Here is a 23,826-nt window from a genome sequence, read left to right as displayed (position 1 = left end):
CATCGAGATCTCAGCCAAAATCGGCAAAAATCTCAATGTTTTTTAAAATAGGGCCTGCTTTTTACTCTTTCACCCGCGACATTAACAAGTAAATTTAATCGTTCCTGTATTTACGAACAAATGATTATTATGCTTTTGGTGGTGTTCCTTCAGCGTTCGACACAACTGCGTCGATTTGGATTAGAGCATCATTTGGTAAAGCAGAGACGCCAACTGTTCTTCGTGCAGGTACTCCACCTGGGAAGAATTTTTTGTAAGCTTCGTCCACTGCATCCATGTCTGAAATGTTTTTAACGAAGATATTTACTTTAACGACATCGTCCAATACGTGGTCGATACTTTCTACAATAGCTTTGATATTGTTCAAACACTGTTCAGCCTGCTCTTTTACACCACCAGCTACCAATTCACCAGTTTTTGGATCCAACGGTAATTGAGCGGAGAGGTGGTTGTAATGAGAGAATGCTACAGTTTGCGTAGAAAGAGAATTCTTAGGTGCATTCTCCGTGTTGTTTGCCCAGATTACGATTCCGTGTCTGTCTTCAATAGCTTGCGGAGGTGTACCGTCACCGTGGGAAACTACAACTTCAATTTGCACTAAAGCCCCCATAGGTAATGCTGCAGCTTCAACTGTTGTGCGTGCAGGTACATACGCTACAGCTCGAGCAATCGCTGAGTCTGGGAAGAATGTTTTATACACTTCATTTACCGCTTCCGTATCCGATAGGTCTTTAAGGAACACATTAACCTTAACGATGTCGTCAAAAGGAACGTCGATACTTTCTAAAATTGCCTTGACATTTTTTAAGCACTGTCCAGCCTGCTCTTTTGCACCACCAGCTACCAATCTGCCAGTTTTCGGATCGATCGGCAATTGAGCCGAAAGGTTATTGTAATGAGAGAAAGACACGGTCTGTGTAGATAGAGGACTTGTTGGGGCATTTGCCGTGTTATTTGTAAGCTTGATGAGATCGCCTGCTTGTGGAGCGTTAGGAATTGTACCTTCACCGTGTGAGACAAGTGCTTCAATTTGTACCGAAGCATCCATAGGCAAAGCTGCAACCGCAACTGTTGTCCGTGATGGAACATATGTTGGGAAGAACGTTTTATAAACTTCGTCTACAGCGTCAACATCTTGGATATCCGTAACGAATACAGAGATTCTAACAATATCGCTCATTACATGATCGATGCTGTCTACAATTGCTTCGATATTCTTGAAGCACTGTTCGGCCTGCGCTTTAATACCACCATCTACTAATTTACCAGTTTTAGGTTCAATCGGTAATTGAGCGGAAAGATTATTGTAATGAGAAAAAGCTACAGTTTGTGAATATAGGCCGTTACCGTTTGGTGCATTCTCCGTATTTTTTGCTGATACTGCGTTAAAGTTTGTCATGAAAGAATTCCCCTTTTAGATAATTTTTATATACATATTTATAAACTCATGTTTTGCATCATGAAAATGGTCTTACAATTGTCCCGAGATTGCAAAGACGTAAAACGGATTCATCATGTGATTCATGTTCGTACAAAACCACTCATTGCCCACATATCCAGATGAGTAAAAATTTATGTATATTAAATAACCTTATCATGAAAATTTCAATAATCTATTATCTTTACGAAATTGCAAGACTATCCATACTAATTTTAATGTTTTTAAGTCATATTGCTAATAACTAGTAAGCCATATGTATAATAGTGAAAGGTACCTGTGTGTGAAAAGTACGTGAATATTCACTTGAAAATGGAAGCTTCTTACGTAGGTATCTTTTTCTAATGAGATTTCTTGCAAACATCATTTGTTGCTCAATCAGCTCTACCAACGGTAACTGGTGTGCTATTTCCCGCAATTTCTTGTATCGAATTGCCATGCCATCACTCCATTTATTGCAAAATGTATACTTCGTCCTATCCCTGTAAATACTCCTAACTCGCCTAAAGGCAAAGGTGACTGTAAAGAGACGGCTGATCGATTAGGATCAGCCGTCTTTTTTGCTTTAATCAGCCGCCCCATCCCCTAAATGACTATCACTAGCAAAATACTTTCTGCAATGATTGCTTCTTTTTCTAGTGCTGTTAAAGCTAGCATTTTCTCACCTATTTTGAGTGACTTTTAGATCGGCATGACATCGATATACTTCTTCTGTATGATATAATTTTTAAGTTCTATACATAGAGAAAGGAAGATTAGATGTCCAAAATAGCAAATGTATTTATACGACCGCTTATCCTCTCGGATGCTGTCGAATTACTTAGTTTAGAAAAGAGAAATCGAGCTTTTTTTGAAAGCTATTCCATAGCTCATCCTGAAAATTATTGGACGTTAGAAACTCAAAAAGAATTAATCGAAAAATGGGAGCAAAATACAAAAAAAGAATTAGAATATCGATTCGGGATTTTTAAAATTGGCGAGGAAACTCTTATAGGTACTATCGGCTTGTTTCAAGTTTTCCGTGGACCTCGTGAAAGTGCGCTTTTGGGCTATTCCTTAGACCAAGAACATAATGGTAAAGGTTATACTACCGAAGCTACCAAGTTGGTTGTTGATTATGCTTTCGAAATTCTAAAGTTACATAGAATTGAAGCAGGAGTAATGCCAAATAACATAGGTTCCATTCGAGTATTAGAAAAAGCTGGTTTCCATAAAGAAGGAATAGCTTTGAAAAACGTTAAAATTAATGGGTCTTGGGAAGATCATCAGATGTTGGCGATCATTAATCCTAAAGACTAACCTTGTAATTGACTCTAATTTTTAGACACTCTCTTTTTCCACTCATTTAAATTATGAGTGGTTTTTTAGTTAGAGACGTATTTTGTTCGGGATGCGTATTAAAAATCCAATCCGTATTCTTCGGGGTAATTATCTAAATGCTCGGCAACAACTTCTTCCAAAGCTGTAGAAACTTCTTCTAACATTTCGTCTGATTCCATCATTTGAAGTACAAGACGCTTCTTTCTTGCTTTACTCATATCATCAAGTTGTTCAAAGCCAATATTCCCATTATTATTTTCAAGTGCATCCATCAGCACAATTGCTGTCGCTTCTCTTAAATCCATAATCACTCTCTCCTTTTCTCGTTACATATTCTCTGTCTCGTGCGTCTCTTATTTGTAAGGAGCGTCTCGTTACTCTTTATGTCGACATATTAATTCTTCCTTACTCACCACATACTGTATCTGCTTTTTATGTGATGACTATATCCTAGCCCAAGAAAAATACTGGGCTTATCACACTTAAACAAATTCATACATATCCTGTATATGTGCTAACTATGCATATTTGACATCATCAGAAAAGGATGTGCTTATGAATTCAAATATTGATTACACTTCACCAACCACCCAGTTCACTTTTGATGTAAATGAAAGTCCATTGTTCAGAAAAGACGGCAGAAACTTTATTAATGTTTTAGGTATTCAACAGTTAAATACACTAGAGAATGTCTCACTGCTTGATATTTTCCTAAGTACTAATAATGTGGTGGAACCTCACTATCATCAAAATGCAGCTGAGCTAGTCTACTGTATTTCGGGTGCAGCTACTGTTTCGATACTAAATCCATTTACGAAAGAATTACTCAATTTCCCTATTACACCTGGAAAAGTCGCAAATGTTCCTCAAGGGTGGTGGCATTACGAAGTGGCCACTACAGATAACACTCATCTTTTGGCAATTTTTAATGCACCAACTCCCGAGGTGATCTTAGGTTCAGACATCTTAAAATTCACTCCTGCAAATATCATGGCTCATACCTATTGTCTCGATGAAAATCAATGGAGAAAAGCTATAGAACCTGTAAAACCTTCAACATATATCGGTCCATACTCGGATTGCAATAGAGGTACAAATAATATGACTCAGCATAATAATCAACAGTATTACCAGAATTACCAACCTGGGTACAGATATTATTAAGCTTACTTGATAAAAGATTTCGTAGTTAGGCATGGATAATTCCATGTCTATTTTGTGTTACAGTAACCGTGTGAAATTCTCAGTCAACATGCTTATGTTAAGGCAGCGTAAAGAAAGGTGTGCGTAAAACAAACGTGAATGTTTAAACAAACACGAAAGTTTCATGCACACCTTTATTAATAGTATCTATTTTAATATTGTTCTTATCTTACACACGTTTCCTTTTTTCAGCTTAATGGACGTGCTTATTTTTAATATATTCCAATCCTTTTGTTGTTATGGATAAAACTAGATTATCCGTATCTCCCCCATTGTCTGCGGCATATTCCTTTTCGATAAGATATTCAATAGCCAATTTGCTATTTACGTCGGCATTTAGCATTGCCTTTGGTAGCGTGTAGTGTTCGCCGTTATAAGCAAAGTGATAGTCATAAAGACTTTGTAACAGCATATCCGATAGTTTGTTTACGTCTTCATTTGTCATGAGCATTCCCTCCCTCTTTCTACATTTCGATAAACGAGACGGTAATCCTTCAATTAAAAACTACAATGTAGCGTGTTGGGGGCACAGGAATAAGTTCTTCGCTTATGGATGAAGAAAACGTGAATGTTTAAACAAACACGAATGTTTCTTTCTCAGGTAGCTGTTTATGTTGCAATATGATATATGATACAAATCAATTAAGTCCATTTCACAGCATAGCTCGGACTATAAGAATCCATTTTTTCTAATAATTCTTTTGGGTCTGAAGAGATAATTATCATTTCTCGATAATTTTTATTCATAAATCCCTGTTCAATCGTATGATCTATCATGCTAATTAAGGGATCAAAAAAGTTATTTACGTTTAGTAATCCACAAGGCTTTGCATGATAACCTAGCTGTGACCAAGTAAATACTTCAAACCACTCTTCTAATGTTCCCGCACCCCCAGGCAAAGCGACAAATCCGTCCGCTAATTCTGCCATTTTTGATTTACGCTCGTGCATTGTATTAACTACATGTAGTTCCGTTAATTGATCATGAGCAATCTCTACAGCTTTTAGTTTTCGAGGAATCACACCTATCACCTTACCCCTACTGTGTAAGGTGGCATCAGCCAATGCGCCCATACATCCCACCTGAGCTCCACCGTAAATTAAAGTTTTATTATTGTTAGCTAATTCTTCTCCAAACTTTTCTGCATGCTCTATGAAACCACTATCTATCCCCGTACTTGACCCACAAAATACTGCAAGACTTTTAATTTCCATTTCAGTCACCCCTTTGATCTTTGTTTACCGACTTAAACATATCTATTGGATATTTTACGTATTTGCGGATGAATGCTTTTACAAAGGTACCTCTTTTTCAGCTCATTTCTCCTCAGCCCCTTCGTAAACAATCGAATAATCAATCGTTAGAAAAGGAAGCGAAAATATCCACATTTCATGTGTAGCTTTTAAATTACCGTCCTCTGTTTCCTGAATGAAAAATGTTTCTTGCAGAGGTAAAGTGAATAAATCTCTATTGTTGAATGACAAATATACTCCCGTATCTGAAGCTGGATCCGTCCGTTTACTTGTAAGCTGCAATCCTCCATCAACTGCCTGCAACTCCAAAATTCCCGTCATTGTCGAATAAGGTAAGGGCAACGCAATATTCATGTACATACGTTCATTTGTTTTATGCTGCGAATAAAGAGCAGTGAAAATCGTTTGTTCACCGACTTTTCGTTCCCACACGCGCACTTGTTCCCGTTCATCGAGTCCTTCATCCAACGTAAAGATATCCCCCGTCATCTCGACCACTTCAGAATGTAACGGTAAATTAATTTGCTGCGTGCGTTTGCTGATGAACGAATAAAGAAATGCAAACGGCTTAAACCAGTGATGCCAGTGGGTCGATGCGTACAGCCTGAAATCTAGCGTGTGTTCGTAGAAACGTATGATTAAAGGAGAGACCGAGCCAGACGACAGTCCGTAAACAGTTAATTCATCAGACAATCCGCGATGACCACCGACCTGGCCGATTTCTTCCGCAACTTGTCTTCCGCGAATTCCGCTCCTCGGAAATGTCAGCGGCACAAAACTAGATGGTGGCACATCCAACGACCACCCAATTATGCCGGCTAAAGCAAATATGATGCAATTCCACATCCCATGAAAACGAAGCATGAAATCAACCGTAACGGAAAATAGACCAAAACCATTACTCAGTACATACAGCATGGAAAACGTAATAGTGACCGCAAGTGCGCTAAACGCTATGCGCAACAGCCACTTCTGCAAACTAGAAGCGAAAGAAAGTTTCCAAACGATCCAAATAACCACACTAAACCCATAGATATATAGCAGGACAGAGAACATTTCAATCCATCGTGAAAACGTAATCCCGACCGCTACGATCATCGGGGCTGCAAGCAATGCTGCCACCGCCCACCGATACAAAACCGATTGATGCAAACGCCCTATCCATCCTATGAAAATCGGTAATATAAAAGCGGAATAATGAAAATGGATGGCGGTCAACCACGTAAGCAATGAACTAAACCCCAAATCGATTTCCGCAACAAAAGCGAAATACCAACCACCACCCATAGCTAAGTATACGAGGCCAAGATCGATCGCAAACTCCTCGACATTCGTAAATCCTCGACGAAGAAACCGGGTGATTCCGTAAAGAGCTATGTATACCGTAAACAATAAGTACAGTGCAGCAATCCATCCATCCCATCTGGTAGAGACTACTTGTACAAGCAATACCGCGGTATAAGCAGGAATGGCGACATACGGATAATACTTCCAAAACCAATCGCGTTCCGTACAGACCATTCGTAATAGAACTGGAATGTACACAAGTTGCGCAACCACCAACAAGCCGTACGGCCACGGCGCATCACTGAAAACGATTGCGACCATAAACAACAGTATATGAATCATGACAAACTTACGCATCCGCTGTAAACTCTCCTTCATATGACAATACCTTACCTATCAATGGGTTCTTGACATCGACATGAATTCGAAAGACACCATGCAGCTCATCGTACGACTCTACAACTGTCGCTAATCCTTGCAGAAATTTCGGCAATGGAATCTCTATCTTCCCGATTATCAATCGTTGATTCAATGATTCGATTTTCAATGCGTGGCCATCCACGACGGTAAACCCCAAATCCGAATAAAAGATCGACGGTTCCCCGAGGTAATCTTTCACAACCATTCGTTGTTCATCCAAACTCATCAAAGCATTGAAATAGCGCATCTTTTTTGGAAAACTAAACTTTCGTTCCCAGTGAATTTGTTCGTCGCCTGCCGAATTAGTAAAGCATGAATTGACAATCGTAAACGAAATATTCGTTCCGTTTTCTGGAAAAACGAATTTTCGTCTCGCCCCCAATTGGAAGAGCGGAAAAAGCCATTTTGGGCCACCCGATATGCGATTCATCGTTCCTACCGCTTGAAAGACTGGCTCTTCAAAAGCATATCTTTTTTGAAGCATCGGATGAAGACGAAAAAAATCGTCCCCCAACACTTTTAGATAAATAGACACTTCACATTTCACCTCTTTCTTTTACAAGATGTAGCAGTTGGAAGATCCCGGCTCCCGAGCAAGCCGATTCCTGTCAGCACAAGTAATGATAGATTAAACGTGATGGGATTGAATGGATGAATGGCAGTTTCCGGAGCAGCAACGAAGGCTGCAATAGTCAACAAAGGAAAGGCGCCCATTTGCAAGATTAAGAGATGTCGTTTCTTGCGATATATCAACCAAACACCTCCGAATAAAACTTCAGCCAAACCAATCGCCCAGACAACATTCGTCGCTGTAGCATCCGAAAGCGATAGACCACTTGCAACCATGGCCTTTTCCTGTGGATGCATGGTAAGGAGTTTAGGTACGAGACCTTGATACATCCATAGAAAGGCGAAATATAGCGTGAGAAGTTGCATTGTGAAGAAACGGCGATATTGAGATATCGGGGCTTCTCCGCGTTCGATCCACCGTTTAAGTACATCAAAACTCAGTGCGGTTGCATACCCCATTAACGGTCGAAACAACTGATCAATCAATTGTCCAGCTTTACCGAAGTTTGTTTTATAATCATATTGCGTCAAAAACTTGGTACCTTCCTCCATCGGCTCATACTTCCAATAGCCCCGACCTTCACGTATCGGCGAGATTTTTTGATCCGTGCCGAAGTGTAAGGAAGAACTGCGCGAACCACCGTCCAAATAAGCAGAGCCACTACTTTCCCCCCACCCTTCTACTGTTATAAATGGACCAACAGTTCGTGTATAAGTAAACCGTTGCGGCTGATTGTCTTCCTTAGGTAAATAGTGAATGGAAGAAAAGCGCAAGTCCCACTGCACATGTAAATCTGGTTCTTGCGAAGCTTCCCACACCCGCTGTAACGGAACATCTATTGGAATTTCTACATAAATTGGTTTTGACTTCATAGTTTTCACCTTCCGATGTACATTTTGATACACTATTTCCAATTGACCTCACTTTTTGCGCTACTCTCTCTAGTTTATCATTTTTATTCACTAGATGAACCATCCTACACGAAAGAAAGAGGAACCGCCGAGGGCTCCTCTTTCTTAATCATTATTAAGGTACTAGGTGGGCAAACAGTTCTAAATTATTTAAGGAGCTGGGACCTATTCTTGATATAGAAATAGTGTGCAAACCATTGTCATGGAATTACACTGTTTGCTGATGACAGTATACAAATAATGAACTTACTTAATTGGAATCCAGATCTCCGAGTATAAATCTGGATTATTGGGATTTTCATCCGTATATAATTCAAATTCTGGTGTACCGGCATGCTCATACCCAGTGGAAGGGAACCATTCGGAGAAAATTCGTTTCCACGCATTTTGCATCGCGGCAGGCATAGGTCCATGCACTTCAAAAACCGCCCATTTGGAAGCAGGGATTTCTAAGCTTAGCATCCCTTCTGGAACCTTCCCAGCGCACGAGGTTGCTACCCAATAATCAAATACATTAGCCTTTTTTTGCTCTTCGCTGACTTCCCCACAAATTCCTAAAACTCCTTTTACTACCCTGTCATTCAATTGAAACAGCAAATCGCTTGTCCCGTTTTGATTGACCTCTTCCCAAAGTTCCGGAATTCCTACTATGTTTTCTTCCTCTGCCACACTAGAAAATTCCCGTTTAACCCCAACAATTTGAAACGCATTCTTCTCGACTACACTATATTTCATTGGTTCTGCCCCTTTCAAGGTTACCTGGATTATCAGGCGGTTATAGGATTGCAGCTTCCCTTTATTCTTTCGCGCTTCACTCGGAGTAATCTTGTGCTGTCTTCGGAAAGCCTTAGAAAAAGCCTCGGGAGTTTCATAGCCATATTTATAGGAAATGTCAATAATCTTTGCATCCGTTGTCAGTAGTTCCTCTCCAGCCAATGTTAATCGTCGTCTTCTTATATAGTCACCTACCGTAATTTCTGTCAAAACAGCAAATGTTCGCTGGAAATGAAAAGGTGACACATTGGCTTGTTTAGCAATACTGTCAATCGTAATGTCTTCCATTATATTCTTTTCCATGTATTCAATCACCTTTTGTATTGACTCCACCCATGCCATGGCTTTCAACTCCTTATCGTCATCTTAGCAACTTTAAAAAAACTTATCCTGTCAATTTATGCTTTGCTGTGGCAGATTTGATTCACGTATTGCACGAAAGTGTAGCTTTAGTATAATGCAACAATCTCCCTATTTGTTATCCAATTTTAATTGACCCTTAATGAATATTAAACGGTCTCATTTTGGTTAGCAAAATACTTCTTAGGATCAAGTTCATCAATTTTTGGTAGCTTACGTAACTGGGGGATGATAACCCAAGCTAATGATACAAACAACATACCAAGACTCCCTATCGCAAATGCTAAATGACTATTGGTGACGGTACCAATATAACCTCCAAATAATGAGCCTAAAGGCATTGCAGAAAACGAAATACTAGCAATAAGTGAGAATGTTCTAGCCAAATATTCTTGAGGGATAATTCGTTGTCCAGCAGCAGCCATTGTTACTTCAGCTGCACCTAGAGGGATTAACGCCATCCCAAATATAATGATTGATAATATATTTGATGGGACAAAAACCGAGGAAAACCAAAATAATGAACTAATAAAGAATGATGTGATTACCATTTTACCGAAGTTAAATCTTTTTAAATACGATGATAATATGACTCCACACAAGTAACCTGCGGAATATGTACCCATAAATATTCCGTAAAGCTCAACCCCTCCCCTAGAACTTGAATATGCGGGAAGAACAGCTAAGGCTATTCCGAACGAAAAATTTGCAGCTACTGAGCCGTAAAAAAATTTAGATATGATGGATCCCCGAACAAATTTGTATCCGTCAAGTAAATCATTAAAATATCTTTTGGTGACACCCTTTAAAGTTCCACTTTCAGATTTCATTTTGAGTTCCGTAGGTTCTGAATAACTAAAAAGCAAAAAGATAGATATAGTTATTAAAAACAAAAAGGCATCAAAAAAGTATATATTAATAGCGCCAATAATTGTAATTAACACGCCTCCTATACTATTTGCTAAGATATTTACTCCCGAATTAGCAAAACTGAAAAGCGAATTTGCACCAACTAAATCATCAGTTTCTACTATTCTGGGTAGTGCAGCGGATTGGGCCGGGAAAATAAATTGATTTATACAAGTTAAAATTGGCATTATTATAAGTAATAACGTTACATTTAAAATTCCAATGTAATGTAAAAGTGGAATACTTAGAACAAAAATGAATTGAATTAATTGTGTAACTACCAGTAATTTTTTTAAAGAAACCCTGTCTACTATAGGTCCAATTAAAAATTGCAACATATGAGGAGCCATAGTTAAGAAACCTGCCAATCCGGTATAAAAAGTTGACCCTCCTAATTCATATACCAACCATATTGCGGCAATAGCATATAAGCTATCACCGAAATTAGCAATGGTTCTTCCAAAAAAGAGCGCTGCGAAATTACGGTTTTTAAATAACTTAATCATTCATTCATCCTCATCTCAATTTCAGACTATATTATTAGTGATGTTGTTTAAAAAAATAAACCGAGTTAAAAAATTAAACCGTCTACCTAAAAAAATATCATTCCCAAAAAGCATTTGATATTTCAAAACCAAAGTTGCCTAAATAAAACATTCTCGTGTTTGGGTTAGACTTATTTTCTTTCTCCATTAAAACAACTTCATCAAACAATTCATTTATCTTATTAGATATCTTTTCAAATTGATCTTTAGTTAGGTTAACCTCCGCTTGAATCATAGATGTGCTATATTTATCATCTTCAAAAAATGCTGTACTCGGTGCATTAAATACTCGTTCTTTTACTCTATCTATTGTTTTTATTAGCGCCATTCTATTAGCCTGACTTATTTCATCAGCATAGGGGAACAATTCTATACCTGGAAGGAAAGATAATGCAACAGCTCTATAAAACTTTTGAACAGTTCCGCCTTTTACCTCTTCACGTATAAGTTGTATAAAATTCACCTTTTTTAATGCCTTTAAGTGATAATGAACCTTTGAACGTGGGATTTCTAAAACCTCAGATAGTTGTTGCCCAGTATATTCCTTCTCAATGAGTAATATTAATAGCTGGACCCTCAACGGATCGCTTATTGCCTTAAGCTGTTCTCTTGAATGTATAATTTGTATGTTTTCCATTCTTTTGCTCCTCTTTTCTTGTTTGAAATGGTTAATCCCCCCTTAATCCGCTTCTTTTGTATTAGAAATTGAAATACCTCGATTAAAGGTTGTTGAATTACTTGTCACTTCATAAAAATTAACTATAATTTATTTTCTCACTATTAAAAATAATATGCATCTAAATATTTCCAAAACTGGCTTAGCGTATAAAATTTCCGAAGTGTTAGTGGTAGCCCGCTGAGAAAAATAAAGCCTAAAATTGATGCAATTAATCACTTGAAATGACAATCAAGGATCTTAAAAAGGCAACAGAGTATAACAGTTGTCTTCATTTATCCTTATGATTGGTAAAACATAGTATCTGGAAGAAAGAACTCCCTATCTTGTTTATAGTAGGGTACACTAATGAATTTTATGTGCAATATGCAGCTACTCAAACGGGCTTGTATAAGGGCATTCATTTTTCAGAAAATGAGTACATCGAAGTGCAAAAAAGCACTCTCTAAAGCGAGAATGCTTATCTGTTCATTTAAGATTGACGTACCGTAAAGTATTTACTATAGTCTTTGCCCTATTACTGAAAAGAGTGCACATCCTTATGCCAGGAATGCCCCGTTAAAGGTATACGACCTTCTTTACCAATTTGGTCCATCACTACTGTCACCTATTTTCAGATTAAATAAACTGGTATCTAAATTGTTATTTTCAACGGACTCATAAAAAGTGGATTTAACGTCTTCCTGGGCGAATTCAGTCGCATCCTTATTTACTAACACATACTTTACCCGAATATCATTTTTCGAATAAATTGCAACCATCATTTGAAAAGAATAACCTTTTGCCTCTATTTTGGCGTTTACTTGTTCAAAAAATCCATTCTTTTGATAGAGGTGGCTTGAAATTTCTTCTACTTCTCTTAGATTCTTTTCAGATACTGCTTGTATTTCGGGACTCATTGACAGCGGTAATTCAGATGACTCTCCTTTTGTTAAGGAGTTATTGATAAATAAAAAGGTTACAACAAATATAATCACAATGGTTCCGATCATAATCATTTTCCCTTTGGTCACTTTGTACACTCCCTGTTCTTTACTTTAAATATATGAATGTACAAAGGCTTTTAACCTCAGTTATGATATTTTCCGGCTCAATTATTGGCAGCACTTATGCATGAAATGCCCCCGAAGGTTGAAATATTAAAAAGGACCAGTGTTTTGGTCAATCCTTCCCACTTCCCGTAAAGCATCGCTTCCTGCTGAGTTCTGATTCAATGACTTTTCCTGTTCTTCAAAATTGCGTTTTCGTCCAGACAATAAATCCACGAGATAGGCACCTACAATCACAGCTACGAAGAAACCCCAGAAAATCCACACTATATTCCCTCCCTTCTTTTAAATACATACGTAGTATTTAGATAAAAGTTACATTTAACTTTAATTCAACCAAATGGTCCTATTGTTTAATAGGCACAACTTCTTTTTCCATAATTGCGCCAGTTGATTAAATTAAAATGGAATTATGTATTTTCATATCTACTCCATAATGCCTCAGCATTAACTCTTTCTGCTATCCATCCCCTAGGTAAATCCCATAGTGAAGAAAGTGATTCATCTATCTTTAAAATTTCTTCAAGAATAACTATTCTTGCATTGTCTGTATCAAGTGCCTTTGACCCATCAAGAAATTGCCACATCCCATCTTCTTCGTCATGGGATACATGAAGGACAGGTTTTTCCCCATTCAAAATTGCATTTAGTGTAATAACCATCGTATTATAGGATTCATTAAACTGGTTCATAAAAACACTCCATTCAATTAATAAATTCTATTGTAGCGTCCTTGCGTTCAAATAAAGCCCCCATTTGAAGCACAAGCATTGTGCCATTAAAACCCGCGTTAGTCTATAATAGTCATAGGATAAGGCGTTGATTCACCATTAACTTTGATTTCAATTGTGTCATGAGACTCATCTATTGTTAACGTGTATATATATTGCTTTAGTTCATTATCGTTCGCATCCACTTCATCTAACTTGATAAGTGCTGTCTTATCCACTGATTCCAAACTGGCTTTAACATCTTGTTTTGATTGAAAAACAATGTAAGTCACTTTACCATTTTTATTAATCATTTGAAGTTGATCATCAGGGTTTATTGCTTCTGTTACTTTTTTAGGAACAGTATCCACTTCGTCAAAGCTTAATTTTTTCTGTGTACATGCTGGTAGAGATAAGATTGCAAGAGCAGAGAACATTATTAAAAATAATTTTTTCACCAATTTCACTCCCTCATCAGTTTAGTGTTATTTAAAGATTCTTGCTTTTTTACGATATAGACGAAATCACTTATAACACAAATGCCCCAATTGCGGATTATTTATTTTTCACAATTTTACTGAACCCATAAATTAAGAATATGATTCCTAGAATTAAGAACACTGGAACAAACAAATTGGCAAAGAATCCATTAACTTCAATGTCCGGAACTTCACCATTCATTTGTCCAGAGAAAAAGCCTGCTTGAATTACACTCGTAGAAAGCAAAGAGAATCCTCTTTCCAAAGTATATATAAATCAATCCTGCCATAGCAATAAATACAATTCCTGTAATCTTATAAATCACTGCTCTTTCAACTCCTAAGACGTTATTTTATTCCACGATTTGGTCCTATTGTTGAAAAAGCACAAATCTTTTTACAAGAATTGGGCCTGTTTGTTGATTTACTTATTAATAGATTTAATATTTGAAGCGAAAGTTTTTTAGGGTGCGTAATTGTTTTTGGGCTAAATTACATTTGTCTTCTAGATTATTTTTGGACTTTTCCGATGTTTAGTAGCTTGTTCAAAAGCATATGCAAACTTTATTAATATACCTTCACTAAAGGCGCTACCTGCAAAAGTTATACCAAATGGTCTTCCACTTTCTTTGTATCCAGCAGGTAGAGCTATCGATGGATACCCGGCTTTGGCACAGATTGTCGAACCTATATATGAAGGGAAAAGAATTGCATCAAGGTCATGCTTTTTCAAGGTATAATCAATCCCAGTTTGGGAAAAATATAAATCCTCTAGTTTTGCATTCAAATAGTCAGGATTACTTAACGTATTGGGTAGTACCACAATTTCCTCCAACTTATTCTGTCCGTATTTCAATGCTCTATCTGCATTCCTCTTGTTAAACTGAATCAGATCACTTATTGAATGTATAGGTAAATGTGAAGGGAGTTTGGAAAGATAATTTTCTAGGCTATGTTTCAACTCCGATAGTAGTACTTCCCTTTTCCACTCTCTATGATAAGAAGGGATTTCTATATCTTCAATGACCAAGGCACTTTCTTCCTTTAAGGTCTGTATGACATCCTCAAACAATTCCTCGTCATATTCTACGGATTCATAAAACGTTTTAGTACCATCTTTGAATACACCAATTTTCGCACCTTTCAATCCCGTAGGGTCCAAAAATTTCGAATAATCCGGTTGTAATATTCCTTCACTTTTATAGGTAGCGGGGTCATGTTTGTCAACACCAACTAAAGCTCCCAATAAAATAGATGCGTCCTTAACAGTTCTTGCCATTGGTCCTGCCGTATCCTGAGAATATGTAAAAGGGATTATACCTTTTCGGCTTATTAAACCAACAGTGGGTTTAATGCCGACTACCGAGTTTTGGATAGCAGGACTAAGAATGGATGCATCTGTTTCAGTTCCTACGGATAAAACGGAGAAATTTGCAGCTACAGCCACTGCGGAACCTGAACTGGAGCCACCTACAAAAAGATTAGCATCTCCATATGGATTTAATACTTGTCCACCTCTGGAACTATAGCCTGCCCACATCGTATTTGACATCCCATTAGCTAGTTCGGTCATATTTGTCTTGCCTAATATGACTGCACCCGCGTTACGGAGCTTTTCGACAAGAAAAGCATCGTAATTACTAATATGCGTCTCTAATGCAAGTGTTCCTGCACTTGTATGCATTGAATCATTCGTTTCAATATTGTCTTTAAGAACAACAGGAATACCGTGCAAAGGACCTCTAACCCCCTTTATTTTTCTTTCATAATCTAATGCTTCAGCAATGAATATTGCGTCAGGATTTATTTCAAGAATAGAATTTATTTTAGGACCATCTTGGTCATACTCCGCTATTCTGTGAAGATAATACATAACCAACTCTTTGGAGGTTACTTCTCCACTTTCTATAGCTACTTGTATATCCTCAATTGTTAATTCGTCTTCAAAAAAATTGTTGAAATTAATTTCCAATAGTATGCTCCTCTATTACTCCATTTTTTATTCAAAACTATTATTCAACATTAAGAAAATACCTTTTTGAACAAATCGTCCATTTGGTTGTAGTAGAAAAAGGCGCTATCCGTTCTTTTACTAAAACCCTGGATGTTGAGTTATAATCAGATCTTTTATGGCGATTATTCTTCAAGTAATAAGGGAAATACTTCACGTAAATAATTTGGAATTTCCTTTTCTTCAATACTTGCAATCTGTTTAAAAGTTATACCTTGCTTCTGTAATATTTTCACTATCTCCCAGCCAACAAAGTATAGCTCTCTTTCATTTCCAGTGGTTCCGGTCCCAAATGTAAATTTAGTGATTGCTTCTGATGAAGAGTCATCTAAATATGGAAGTATACCTTTTACTATTTCTTTCTTCTTTGCTTCACATGACTTTAGCCAACCTTTTGTGTACTCAATGTATTGTTCGTCCTGTTTACCAGGCACTAAATATTTGCTAACACGTGTTGCAAGACCTTCTTGTAATATTGCAGATCCTATAGTTCTTTCCCATTCGGACTTTAAATTAGCGGTTTTTGAATGTACAATGTGAGTGAGTTCGTGTGAAAGAATTATATCTGAGGTATCACACTCAACTGGTAAACATAACGCAATTCTTTCTTGATCGTATGGAGCAACAAATGGATTATTTTCAAATCCTCCTACGAAATAAATTATAATGAAGTTAACGGCTCTGTCGTAACCCAATACCTTTTTAACTTCTGTCAGATACCCTAATACAAGAGATTCATCAGGTTCCCAATTTTCTATAAGGCTAATATAATCAGAATATTTATCCCATGCTTCATTCAATAATTTCTTAGCTATCTCCTCACCATTCTCACCTGGAGGAACAGCAGCAAAATTATAGTATTTTTTCCATAGTTCCCATCTCTCTTCACAATCAATATCTTTAGTAGTTGCCTTTTTATAAAACTGCAAAAACTTAGGTACTAAATTATGAATTTCAATATGATCATTCAAGTGCTCAATCCTCCTAATTAACTAACAATCTGGTCCGTTTGAAGCAAAACCTTCTTCTGTTATTGGCCCCGTTAATTTAATTGATCATTAATTTTATCAACTGACTTTGTCGATAATGAGTAGATAGTATTCGTATCACTAACATCCATTATAGTTCCGTATTCTTGACCTAACCAAAGAAAGAATGATTTCTCACCCAATTCGACTTTGTAATCTGGGTCTGCCATATCCACTACTCCTGGTTGTTTCTTAGCACTGCTAAAAGCCTTTTTAAATCGTTTAATTGCTTTTTCATCTGTAAAAGTGACTAATGAATCTTTTTTAACTTCAGCAAAGCTTTCCATCTCATAAACATTTACTTCCTTAACCGCTTTAATACCATTGCTACAACCGCTTAGTGTTGGGATGAGAACAAAAAGAAAGATTGCTATAACTAAACATTTTTTCATATATTCGTTCCTTTCAAATGCACGTGTATTGAGGTTAATACTGCTTTATCCAAGTTAGTCGCGATCACTTAAATAAAGTTTCATATATACCCTTTAAATGAAGCGATTGAAGCATGTAAAATAGCCCCCAATTCTTTAATACGGTCGCAAGACAAATGTCAAATTATTTTTTCCGGTAAACATTTATTTCGTAATCTTCCCAAGTTCGATTTATTTGTTCAAACTGAGTAATTTTTAATGGCTCAAAGAAAGTTTGCCCGCTTTTATTAAAATAAACATCATTTTCAATGTGATAGGAAGCGTGTTGGATAATATTATTCGAATTTATCCACGTCACCACATCACCTTCTTGAATGTCATCATCTACCATATAATAATTGTTAATAAATAATCCCTTTAAAAATGTTTCGGGATGCACCCATTCATCGAGAATCCAAGCTTCTCCCGTGATTGCAAATAATGTTGAGGCTAGACAATTACTACCAGCCACAGTTGAAAAAGTATTCGCATACGCTTTAAGATGTGTTGGCGTTTTTTCTGGAATATTATTGCATGTCCACTCGTCAATTTTCATAGCATATGCTTTTACGATGTTTGCCTGTACCATTCGAGGTAGTTCATTCCACATACTTGATCGGAAAACAATGAATTCCTTTTCGTGGGCTGTAATATTATCATTGAAATATTTATTTATATTATTATTTCTTTTTACTATATATTCAGCTGGAATAATACCTGTAGATTGGAACAATGAAGCAGGGATAGTTAACCCTGTTCCCATTTCAAGTTGAACTTCAAGTATGCGCTTTCTCAAATGAAGTGGTAACTCTGTGATCCAACTACCCTTCGCAACGATAATATAGTCAATTCTATTCGATAAAGTCCAGTACATATAGCTATTCACAAACTGGATTTGATTATAAGAAGAATGATCGAAAAACTCCGCTCGTGGTATAACCATTACTTCATTCAAATAACCTTTTAAAGTACTTAAGCTGTTTTCCTCTACAAAAAAGAAATCTTTTTGGGGGACATAATTTTCAATCCAAAAATCTATTTGTTCATGTGTTGGTTCTACTTGTAGGGTCATATTAATTAGCACCTCAGTTATTGAATTTTATTCTTCCGCAGCAATTAAAATGGATATCTTTTAGAAATTGATAAAACACATTTAACAATCAAATGGCTAAATTGCTGTGTAGTGGAATACGAAAATATGAAACCTTTGTTATTTAGCTAAAGTAGAAAATCTGAAATTTCTTTGAACCAGATAAACGTTACAATTCAATATCTTTAAAAATCAGATCTGATGAAATTGGTTCTTTTCCAATTTCTCTAGCCCAGATAGATAATTGACCAATATGATGTATTTCATGAGTAATGATGTGATAAAGAACCTTGTTGTATGTCCATTGCTTTTTCTCACCACTTTTAGAAGTATAAGTAAATATATTATTCTCATTGCTTTTCTCATACTCTCTAATAAACCTCTTACTTACCTTTTTCGTTGAATTAGAAAACTCTTTAATTTCATCCGAATTTGTTATAGCTTTCATATTTTTTTGCGTAATTACTGTTTCTTGTAGTTGGTTAATCCATAGTTGCTCACAATCGATAACATGAAACAAGTTATGAAGTATACTTCCCATACCGCCAGTTCGCCTCTTATTGAGTTCTTCTTTGGAGAGCCTATCGCACCATTCAATCCATTCCTCTCTAACTTGCCAGTTATAATTAAACATTTCATAAAACATTATAAATACATCCCCTCAAATTAGATTAAATGAAGATGTTGTAAAGCAAATTCAATACCATCATCACTTGATTTTTTCGTTACGTAGTTGGCACTCTTTTTTAATTTGTCACTACCATTACCCATTGAAATACCATATCCTACTATCCCTAACATATCGATATCATTATCCCCATCACCAAATGCTATTGCTTCACTAGAATCTATATCAAAATACTTCAATACTTCTTTAATAGCAATTGACTTTGACACTTCCTCATGTAAAACATTTACGATATTCGGATGCCACCGTTGAAAAATTAAATCAGGAAACTGCATTTTATATTTTGGAATGGTTTCATCTCCTACATATAAACACATTAAGTATACTTCTCCATCAAATATTTTTTCATTGAACTTAGGGTATTCTAGTAATGAAAGAGTTTCATTCATTGCTTGAAAAGTAGTCGGATTCTGTATTCTGTTCATCGTTAACTCTTCTGTGAAAAATGAAAGACTTTGTTTATTTTCATATGCAACGTTTTTTACAGAATGAACTATATGTTTTGGCAATACTATTTTGTGTATTACTAGATCTTGGTGTTTAGTATAGGCGCCATTAGCAGTGATAAACGTGTCTATTCCTAAATCTTTTAAATCTTGACACATCGATAATGGCCTACCTGTAGCTGCCACTAATCTAATGCCCTTACTTTTCAATATTTGTAGAGCGCTCTTTGTACTTGTAGAAATACATCCATCTTCATAATTTACAAGAGTTCCATCAACGTCGAAAAATACAATCTTTTAATTCATAGCAAACTCCTTTATATCATTTTTACCATTGAATTTATCCTATTGCTGAAAAAGGCACAAATCCTCATCAAGAATTTGGCCGAATTCCGACACAGTGCTTATTCCACAACTGCTCCAAATTAAGGAATACTTATTACCTTTTTGATCTTATTAACTTAGTAACGAATAGAGTGATAATTACAATTATTAGAAACAGACCTAAGTAGAGTAACCCTCTTCCGATGGGGTATTTGATCGCATATTCTTTTTGAAGTTCCAATAGCTCTTTACTACTTACAAGATTTCTATCTTGTATAGGGAAAAATATAGCTCGTAATATGAATCCTATTACTATTAATCAAAATGATAAAAACTAAGCTGTAAAGCGTTATTTTGTTAAAAATCAATTGCATAGTAGGACCTCCGTTTTCTTCCCTACACTTCAAAATGAACCGATTGTTGGCAGCACTTATGCATGAATTGTCGCCGTTAACGGAAAATCTTCTTAGTTTCATTAATCCTTTTTAATTGGCTTAACCCTCCATATATCATCATTCGGACTTTTTTTGAAGATACCGCGACTGTCATTCAAATTCTCCTTCTTCCTTTAAAGCCCTGTTTGCTTGCTACAATGCTCATTTAAAAATCTCGAATCGAATCTAGTAGTTTTTCAATCTCTTTTTGGAGAGTAAGACCCACATTGTTATAGCGAAGGCGAAAATATAAATTGTATAGAAAGTTACGTACATTAAGCTTAAGATATAAGCTGTTAAGGTCAGATACAAGTTTCTTTTGAGTGTCCAATTGGATTTTTATATTGTTAATCCAATTTAAAATTTGTTGTTCATTTAATAACCCTCTATCGATTGTATTAAAAGCTGCGAGTGCCATTCGCTCATCTTCATTGTGAGTATAAATAGAATTAGGAAATAGCACTTTAGCATTAATAACTTCCAATAACTCTATTAAATCATCTTCCTTTATGTAGGGATGATTGGCAATCTCCCCCAATGCATCGGCAGCGTGAGCCATAGAATGTGCCCATCCTTTACCATCTACATATCCTCTTACATCTTTTTCTTCCCTGACATAAGTGAAAAGTCGTTTTCGTACGTACTTTATTTCACTTTCGGACAAAAAAGGGTCGCGCTGATCTACATTCAGAATAAAAGGTAAAATCAATACTGAGAATGACCTTACAAATACGGAATCAGTTTCATTTTCTCCTAACCTATAAAATAGATGTTGATCATCAACACAAATATCTAATAGTTGTTTTATCTGGTCCTTGTTTAGAATATTATTTGCCACGATCATTTGCCCGAATGTTATGTAAATCAATTCATCACGAAGTTCACTGTCTGTTGATCCAATGTCCTTTAACATTTCGGAAATTAACTTATTGAGATCATAACCAGTGAAATTGTAGTCATTTTTTTTAATCTCTATTAATTGGAATTTCAGGTCTGCCATTGATCCGCCTCATTTCTTTTTTTGCTACGTATTTGTGCGTTATTTTGGACCGATTGAAGCACCACAAACCTTATGCGACAACTGCCCGCGTTAGCTTCACAATGGTTATTTAATATCCGGACAATTTTATTTAAGGGTTTGTAAAATAGTACCTTGACCATTATCTGATTCAACTTGAGCGTATGCTCCATTTATGAAGGTGATTTGTGGTGGAACATGACCGCAATCAATATCGTATAAGAGAGGAATCTGAAGCTCTTTTGAAAGTTCATTATAGACATCTTCAACTGTATAATTTTCAACAGGTGTATTGGCAGGACTTCTACCAAACATAATACAAGTACAATTCTCAAACCAACCAGCGAATTTCATTTGTACGAGTGATCTACGTAAGTCAGTGGTTGATAACTCGCAACCCTCGAGATACCAAATGATAGAATCTCCCTCAATATAATTTTTCTTGAAATTCTGTACATCGCCATATGGTGTGCCAACTAAATGCCTAATTGTGTCAATACATCCGCCAAGTAAACGGCCCTGCACCTTAACCTTTTTATTTTCAGTTGATTTCCAGTAAGTTTGTTCTGTTAGATTGAAAATATTAGGAGTAGGGTTATCATGTTGCCATTCTTTCTGATATTTTTCCGATGAATGTTGGAGAATCGATTCACCCATTTTAGTGGATAAAACAGATTGCCACATGGCTGTTGTATCATCAGAATACTCTCCCCTTAAATCCACTAAATTTGTTCCATGAGCAGTAGCAACCCCAGTTTTTAATGTGATTGCTAACAGTAGGGTACTAATGTCGGAATAACCCAATATCCATTTATTCTGTATGTTTTCAAAGTCAATATACTCAAGAGTCTCAATAAGTAGGTCTCCACCCCAAGGTGGAATAATTAGTTGTATCTCTTCATCAATCATCATTTTATTAAACTCTTCTGCACGCTTTTTAGCAGACGCAGATTTAGCCTTATCCTGAGTCCAAGCGGTTTCATCACTAATTATGTGGAAACCTTTCTTTTCCATACTTTTAAATGCAGAGTATAACAATCCATGTAATTCACTTGGTACTCCAGATGATGGTGCAGTTACGCCTATCATTGCATCCTTTTCTAGGATTGGATACTTTATCATGCTTAACCATCCCCCTTAGTTTGATATACTTTCGACAATAAAAATTAAACAGATAAATAACTACTTCTTCTATCTGTGCCTATTAATTAACGGGAATAAATCCTTGTTCCAGAATTGCCCTCGTTGATTGAACAAAAAAGTTTTACAGATTCTAAATTATGTTGTGCACAAGCATGTGATTATTTTGTAATCAAAGTTTAGATTTCAATAATTCTTTAAACCTTTCTGGTTCATCTACTCGAATAGCAACTTGCTCATAATTTTTCTTCATTCCCATAAGTAAAGTAGCTTCTTGTGGATGTTTTAATCTTATTATTACGTCCGGATAAGCTTTCTCAAAATCGCGGGCTACAAAATCTATAGTGCTCTTAGTGAGCTTTTTTTCTAATGTGGAACGGTCTTCTATGATCTCGTCAATATCTTCCCACCTTATCTCCATGCGTTTCATTAATCCCAAAGAAACATACATACGATCATTATCAATTTGCAGAGGGTTAAATCGTATAGCCTGGATATCTCCTAAAAATAGAGCAATTGAATAGATATTTACAACTAACAATAGCAACGATAAGATCAATGACTTATCATATAACCACCAATGCACTCCCAAAGTTTCGACTACAATTGCATGAATCATCATCACGTAAAATGGAATCAGGCTTGATTTCTGATGAAGTGTAAAAGTATTTTCTTTATGTGCAGGCTCTTTTTTCAAAAGGCAAAAAGCATAATAGAACATCAGCATTTCTGAACAGATTACTTGTATAATCGGATGTTTTCTTACTTTTAGATCTACTGCATTTGAGAAAGAAAATAAATATGGTATAGTGCTCTTCTTTACACTTTGGATGATTTCAGGCAAATATTTAAAGAGAGATAACAATATTAGTATCTCAAGCAAAACGAACGCAGCTTCCACTACAAAGCCCATTAGTGTAAGTGTCTTAAATGGAGTTAAATATTGCGATGGGATCATAAAGCGAGCGACAATTAATCCTCCGGCCATCAATGTTAGAAGATACTTCCAACTTATTTTTCGTTGCCAAGCTAAAAATAATACGGGAGCCACAATAGTTAGGTCGATAAGAGAACCCAGAACCACAGGTTGAGTATTGACTGGCAATATGCTAATTCCTAATGAAGTGCGATATAAAGCTAAGTTCAAAGCAAGTACAAGTAAAAAAAGGATTGGCCATATCATTCGTAAAGAAACTTTTTTTAACACCATACTTATCACCCCAATCATTTTTCATTATCAATCTCTTTGATCCGATTGAAGCATAAACCTTATACGAGAAATGCCCCCGAATCTGGAATATCTTATTTTGTTATTCATAGTGAATCCACTT

Annotated in this window: 26 protein-coding genes; 2 read left to right on the top strand and 24 right to left on the bottom strand. The window is 36.3% G+C overall.

Features of this window, described 5'->3' with window-relative positions; translation table 11 throughout:
- Nucleotides 1-127: 127 nt before the first annotated feature.
- Nucleotides 128-1,399: a RidA family protein gene (locus ACR65F_RS06120; protein ID WP_440503651.1), complete on the bottom strand. Its 1,272-nt coding sequence runs from the start codon at nucleotides 1,397-1,399 to the stop codon at nucleotides 128-130.
- Between the two features lie 798 nt (nucleotides 1,400-2,197).
- Here ACR65F_RS06120 and ACR65F_RS06115 point away from each other — a divergent pair.
- On the top strand, nucleotides 2,198-2,737 hold the full coding sequence (locus tag ACR65F_RS06115; protein WP_440503650.1) for a GNAT family N-acetyltransferase: 540 nt from the start codon (nucleotides 2,198-2,200) through the stop codon (nucleotides 2,735-2,737).
- 98 nt (nucleotides 2,738-2,835) lie between these two features.
- Here ACR65F_RS06115 and ACR65F_RS06110 read toward each other — a convergent pair whose 3' ends face one another.
- A complete protein-coding gene (locus ACR65F_RS06110) occupies nucleotides 2,836-3,063 on the bottom strand; it encodes a hypothetical protein (protein WP_440503649.1) in 228 nt (75 codons plus the stop codon).
- A 250-nt stretch (nucleotides 3,064-3,313) separates the two neighbouring features.
- On the opposite strand from ACR65F_RS06110, the gene ACR65F_RS06105 reads away from it, so the two are divergent.
- A complete protein-coding gene (locus tag ACR65F_RS06105; protein ID WP_039044363.1) occupies nucleotides 3,314-3,922 on the top strand; it encodes a cupin domain-containing protein in 609 nt (202 codons plus the stop codon).
- A gap of 232 nt (nucleotides 3,923-4,154) precedes the next feature.
- Here ACR65F_RS06105 and ACR65F_RS06100 read toward each other — a convergent pair whose 3' ends face one another.
- The 22 genes from ACR65F_RS06100 to ACR65F_RS05995 all read right to left on the bottom strand — a co-directional run bounded on the left by ACR65F_RS06100 (nucleotide 4,155) and on the right by ACR65F_RS05995 (nucleotide 23,705).
- Complete coding sequence (locus ACR65F_RS06100) at nucleotides 4,155-4,406, bottom strand: hypothetical protein (RefSeq protein WP_440503648.1); 252 nt, start codon at nucleotides 4,404-4,406, stop codon at nucleotides 4,155-4,157.
- A 197-nt stretch (nucleotides 4,407-4,603) separates the two neighbouring features.
- On the bottom strand, nucleotides 4,604-5,176 hold the full coding sequence (locus ACR65F_RS06095) for an LOG family protein (RefSeq protein WP_440503647.1): 573 nt from the start codon (nucleotides 5,174-5,176) through the stop codon (nucleotides 4,604-4,606).
- A gap of 102 nt (nucleotides 5,177-5,278) precedes the next feature.
- Nucleotides 5,279-6,859 carry a YndJ family protein gene (locus ACR65F_RS06090; protein WP_440503646.1) on the bottom strand — a complete coding sequence of 527 codons (1,581 nt, stop codon included), beginning with the start codon at nucleotides 6,857-6,859 and terminating at the stop codon, nucleotides 5,279-5,281.
- A complete protein-coding gene (locus ACR65F_RS06085; RefSeq protein ID WP_440503645.1) occupies nucleotides 6,852-7,457 on the bottom strand; it encodes a DUF4166 domain-containing protein in 606 nt (201 codons plus the stop codon). The genes ACR65F_RS06090 and ACR65F_RS06085 overlap by 8 nt, the downstream gene beginning before the upstream one ends.
- Nucleotides 7,458-7,465: 8 nt before the next feature.
- Nucleotides 7,466-8,365, bottom strand: coding sequence for a DoxX-like family protein (locus tag ACR65F_RS06080; RefSeq protein WP_440503644.1), 900 nt, complete (start codon nucleotides 8,363-8,365; stop codon nucleotides 7,466-7,468).
- A 285-nt stretch (nucleotides 8,366-8,650) separates the two neighbouring features.
- Nucleotides 8,651-9,520 carry an AraC family transcriptional regulator gene (locus tag ACR65F_RS06075; protein WP_440503643.1) on the bottom strand — a complete coding sequence of 290 codons (870 nt, stop codon included), beginning with the start codon at nucleotides 9,518-9,520 and terminating at the stop codon, nucleotides 8,651-8,653.
- A 167-nt stretch (nucleotides 9,521-9,687) separates the two neighbouring features.
- The gene (locus tag ACR65F_RS06070) at nucleotides 9,688-10,953 is read right to left on the bottom strand and encodes an MFS transporter (RefSeq protein WP_440503642.1); all 1,266 of its coding nucleotides are present in this window, start codon (nucleotides 10,951-10,953) and stop codon (nucleotides 9,688-9,690) included.
- Between the two features lie 97 nt (nucleotides 10,954-11,050).
- On the bottom strand, nucleotides 11,051-11,629 hold the full coding sequence (locus ACR65F_RS06065) for an ArsR/SmtB family transcription factor (RefSeq protein WP_440503641.1): 579 nt from the start codon (nucleotides 11,627-11,629) through the stop codon (nucleotides 11,051-11,053).
- Between the two features lie 617 nt (nucleotides 11,630-12,246).
- On the bottom strand, nucleotides 12,247-12,681 hold the full coding sequence (locus ACR65F_RS06060; RefSeq protein WP_440503640.1) for a hypothetical protein: 435 nt from the start codon (nucleotides 12,679-12,681) through the stop codon (nucleotides 12,247-12,249).
- Nucleotides 12,682-12,807: 126 nt separating this feature from the next.
- Nucleotides 12,808-12,984 carry a hypothetical protein gene (locus ACR65F_RS06055; RefSeq protein WP_440503639.1) on the bottom strand — a complete coding sequence of 59 codons (177 nt, stop codon included), beginning with the start codon at nucleotides 12,982-12,984 and terminating at the stop codon, nucleotides 12,808-12,810.
- Nucleotides 12,985-13,127: 143 nt separating this feature from the next.
- Complete coding sequence (locus ACR65F_RS06050; protein WP_440503638.1) at nucleotides 13,128-13,409, bottom strand: hypothetical protein; 282 nt, start codon at nucleotides 13,407-13,409, stop codon at nucleotides 13,128-13,130.
- 98 nt (nucleotides 13,410-13,507) lie between these two features.
- The gene (locus ACR65F_RS06045; protein ID WP_440503637.1) at nucleotides 13,508-13,885 is read right to left on the bottom strand and encodes a peptidylprolyl isomerase; all 378 of its coding nucleotides are present in this window, start codon (nucleotides 13,883-13,885) and stop codon (nucleotides 13,508-13,510) included.
- Between the two features lie 97 nt (nucleotides 13,886-13,982).
- Entirely contained in the window at nucleotides 13,983-14,153 is a 171-nt protein-coding gene (locus tag ACR65F_RS06040) for a hypothetical protein (RefSeq protein ID WP_440503636.1), read from the bottom strand.
- 258 nt (nucleotides 14,154-14,411) lie between these two features.
- Nucleotides 14,412-15,878, bottom strand: a complete 1,467-nt coding sequence (locus ACR65F_RS06035; RefSeq protein WP_440503635.1) for an amidase family protein — start codon at nucleotides 15,876-15,878, stop codon at nucleotides 14,412-14,414.
- Between the two features lie 164 nt (nucleotides 15,879-16,042).
- Entirely contained in the window at nucleotides 16,043-16,888 is an 846-nt protein-coding gene (locus tag ACR65F_RS06030) for a DUF2268 domain-containing putative Zn-dependent protease (RefSeq protein WP_440503634.1), read from the bottom strand.
- Between the two features lie 71 nt (nucleotides 16,889-16,959).
- Nucleotides 16,960-17,337 (bottom strand): YhfM domain-containing protein, encoded by a 378-nt coding sequence (locus tag ACR65F_RS06025; RefSeq protein ID WP_440503633.1) that lies wholly within the window; start codon nucleotides 17,335-17,337, stop codon nucleotides 16,960-16,962.
- Between the two features lie 163 nt (nucleotides 17,338-17,500).
- Complete coding sequence (locus ACR65F_RS06020) at nucleotides 17,501-18,427, bottom strand: hypothetical protein (protein ID WP_052246009.1); 927 nt, start codon at nucleotides 18,425-18,427, stop codon at nucleotides 17,501-17,503.
- A 187-nt stretch (nucleotides 18,428-18,614) separates the two neighbouring features.
- Complete coding sequence (locus tag ACR65F_RS06015; RefSeq protein WP_039044375.1) at nucleotides 18,615-19,091, bottom strand: DinB family protein; 477 nt, start codon at nucleotides 19,089-19,091, stop codon at nucleotides 18,615-18,617.
- A gap of 20 nt (nucleotides 19,092-19,111) precedes the next feature.
- A complete protein-coding gene (locus tag ACR65F_RS06010; RefSeq protein WP_440503693.1) occupies nucleotides 19,112-19,873 on the bottom strand; it encodes a Cof-type HAD-IIB family hydrolase in 762 nt (253 codons plus the stop codon).
- Between the two features lie 630 nt (nucleotides 19,874-20,503).
- Nucleotides 20,504-21,337 carry a DUF2785 domain-containing protein gene (locus ACR65F_RS06005; RefSeq protein ID WP_440503632.1) on the bottom strand — a complete coding sequence of 278 codons (834 nt, stop codon included), beginning with the start codon at nucleotides 21,335-21,337 and terminating at the stop codon, nucleotides 20,504-20,506.
- Between the two features lie 126 nt (nucleotides 21,338-21,463).
- Entirely contained in the window at nucleotides 21,464-22,477 is a 1,014-nt protein-coding gene (locus tag ACR65F_RS06000; protein WP_440503631.1) for a S66 family peptidase, read from the bottom strand.
- 190 nt (nucleotides 22,478-22,667) lie between these two features.
- Nucleotides 22,668-23,705: a beta-carotene 15,15'-monooxygenase gene (locus ACR65F_RS05995; RefSeq protein ID WP_440503630.1), complete on the bottom strand. Its 1,038-nt coding sequence runs from the start codon at nucleotides 23,703-23,705 to the stop codon at nucleotides 22,668-22,670.
- Between the last annotated feature and the right edge of the window lie 121 nt (nucleotides 23,706-23,826).

Source organism: Sporosarcina sp. SAFN-010 (assembly GCF_059415065.1).
The sequence above is the reverse complement of the archived record's forward strand: the minus strand, read 5'-3'. Positions and strand labels throughout refer to the sequence as shown.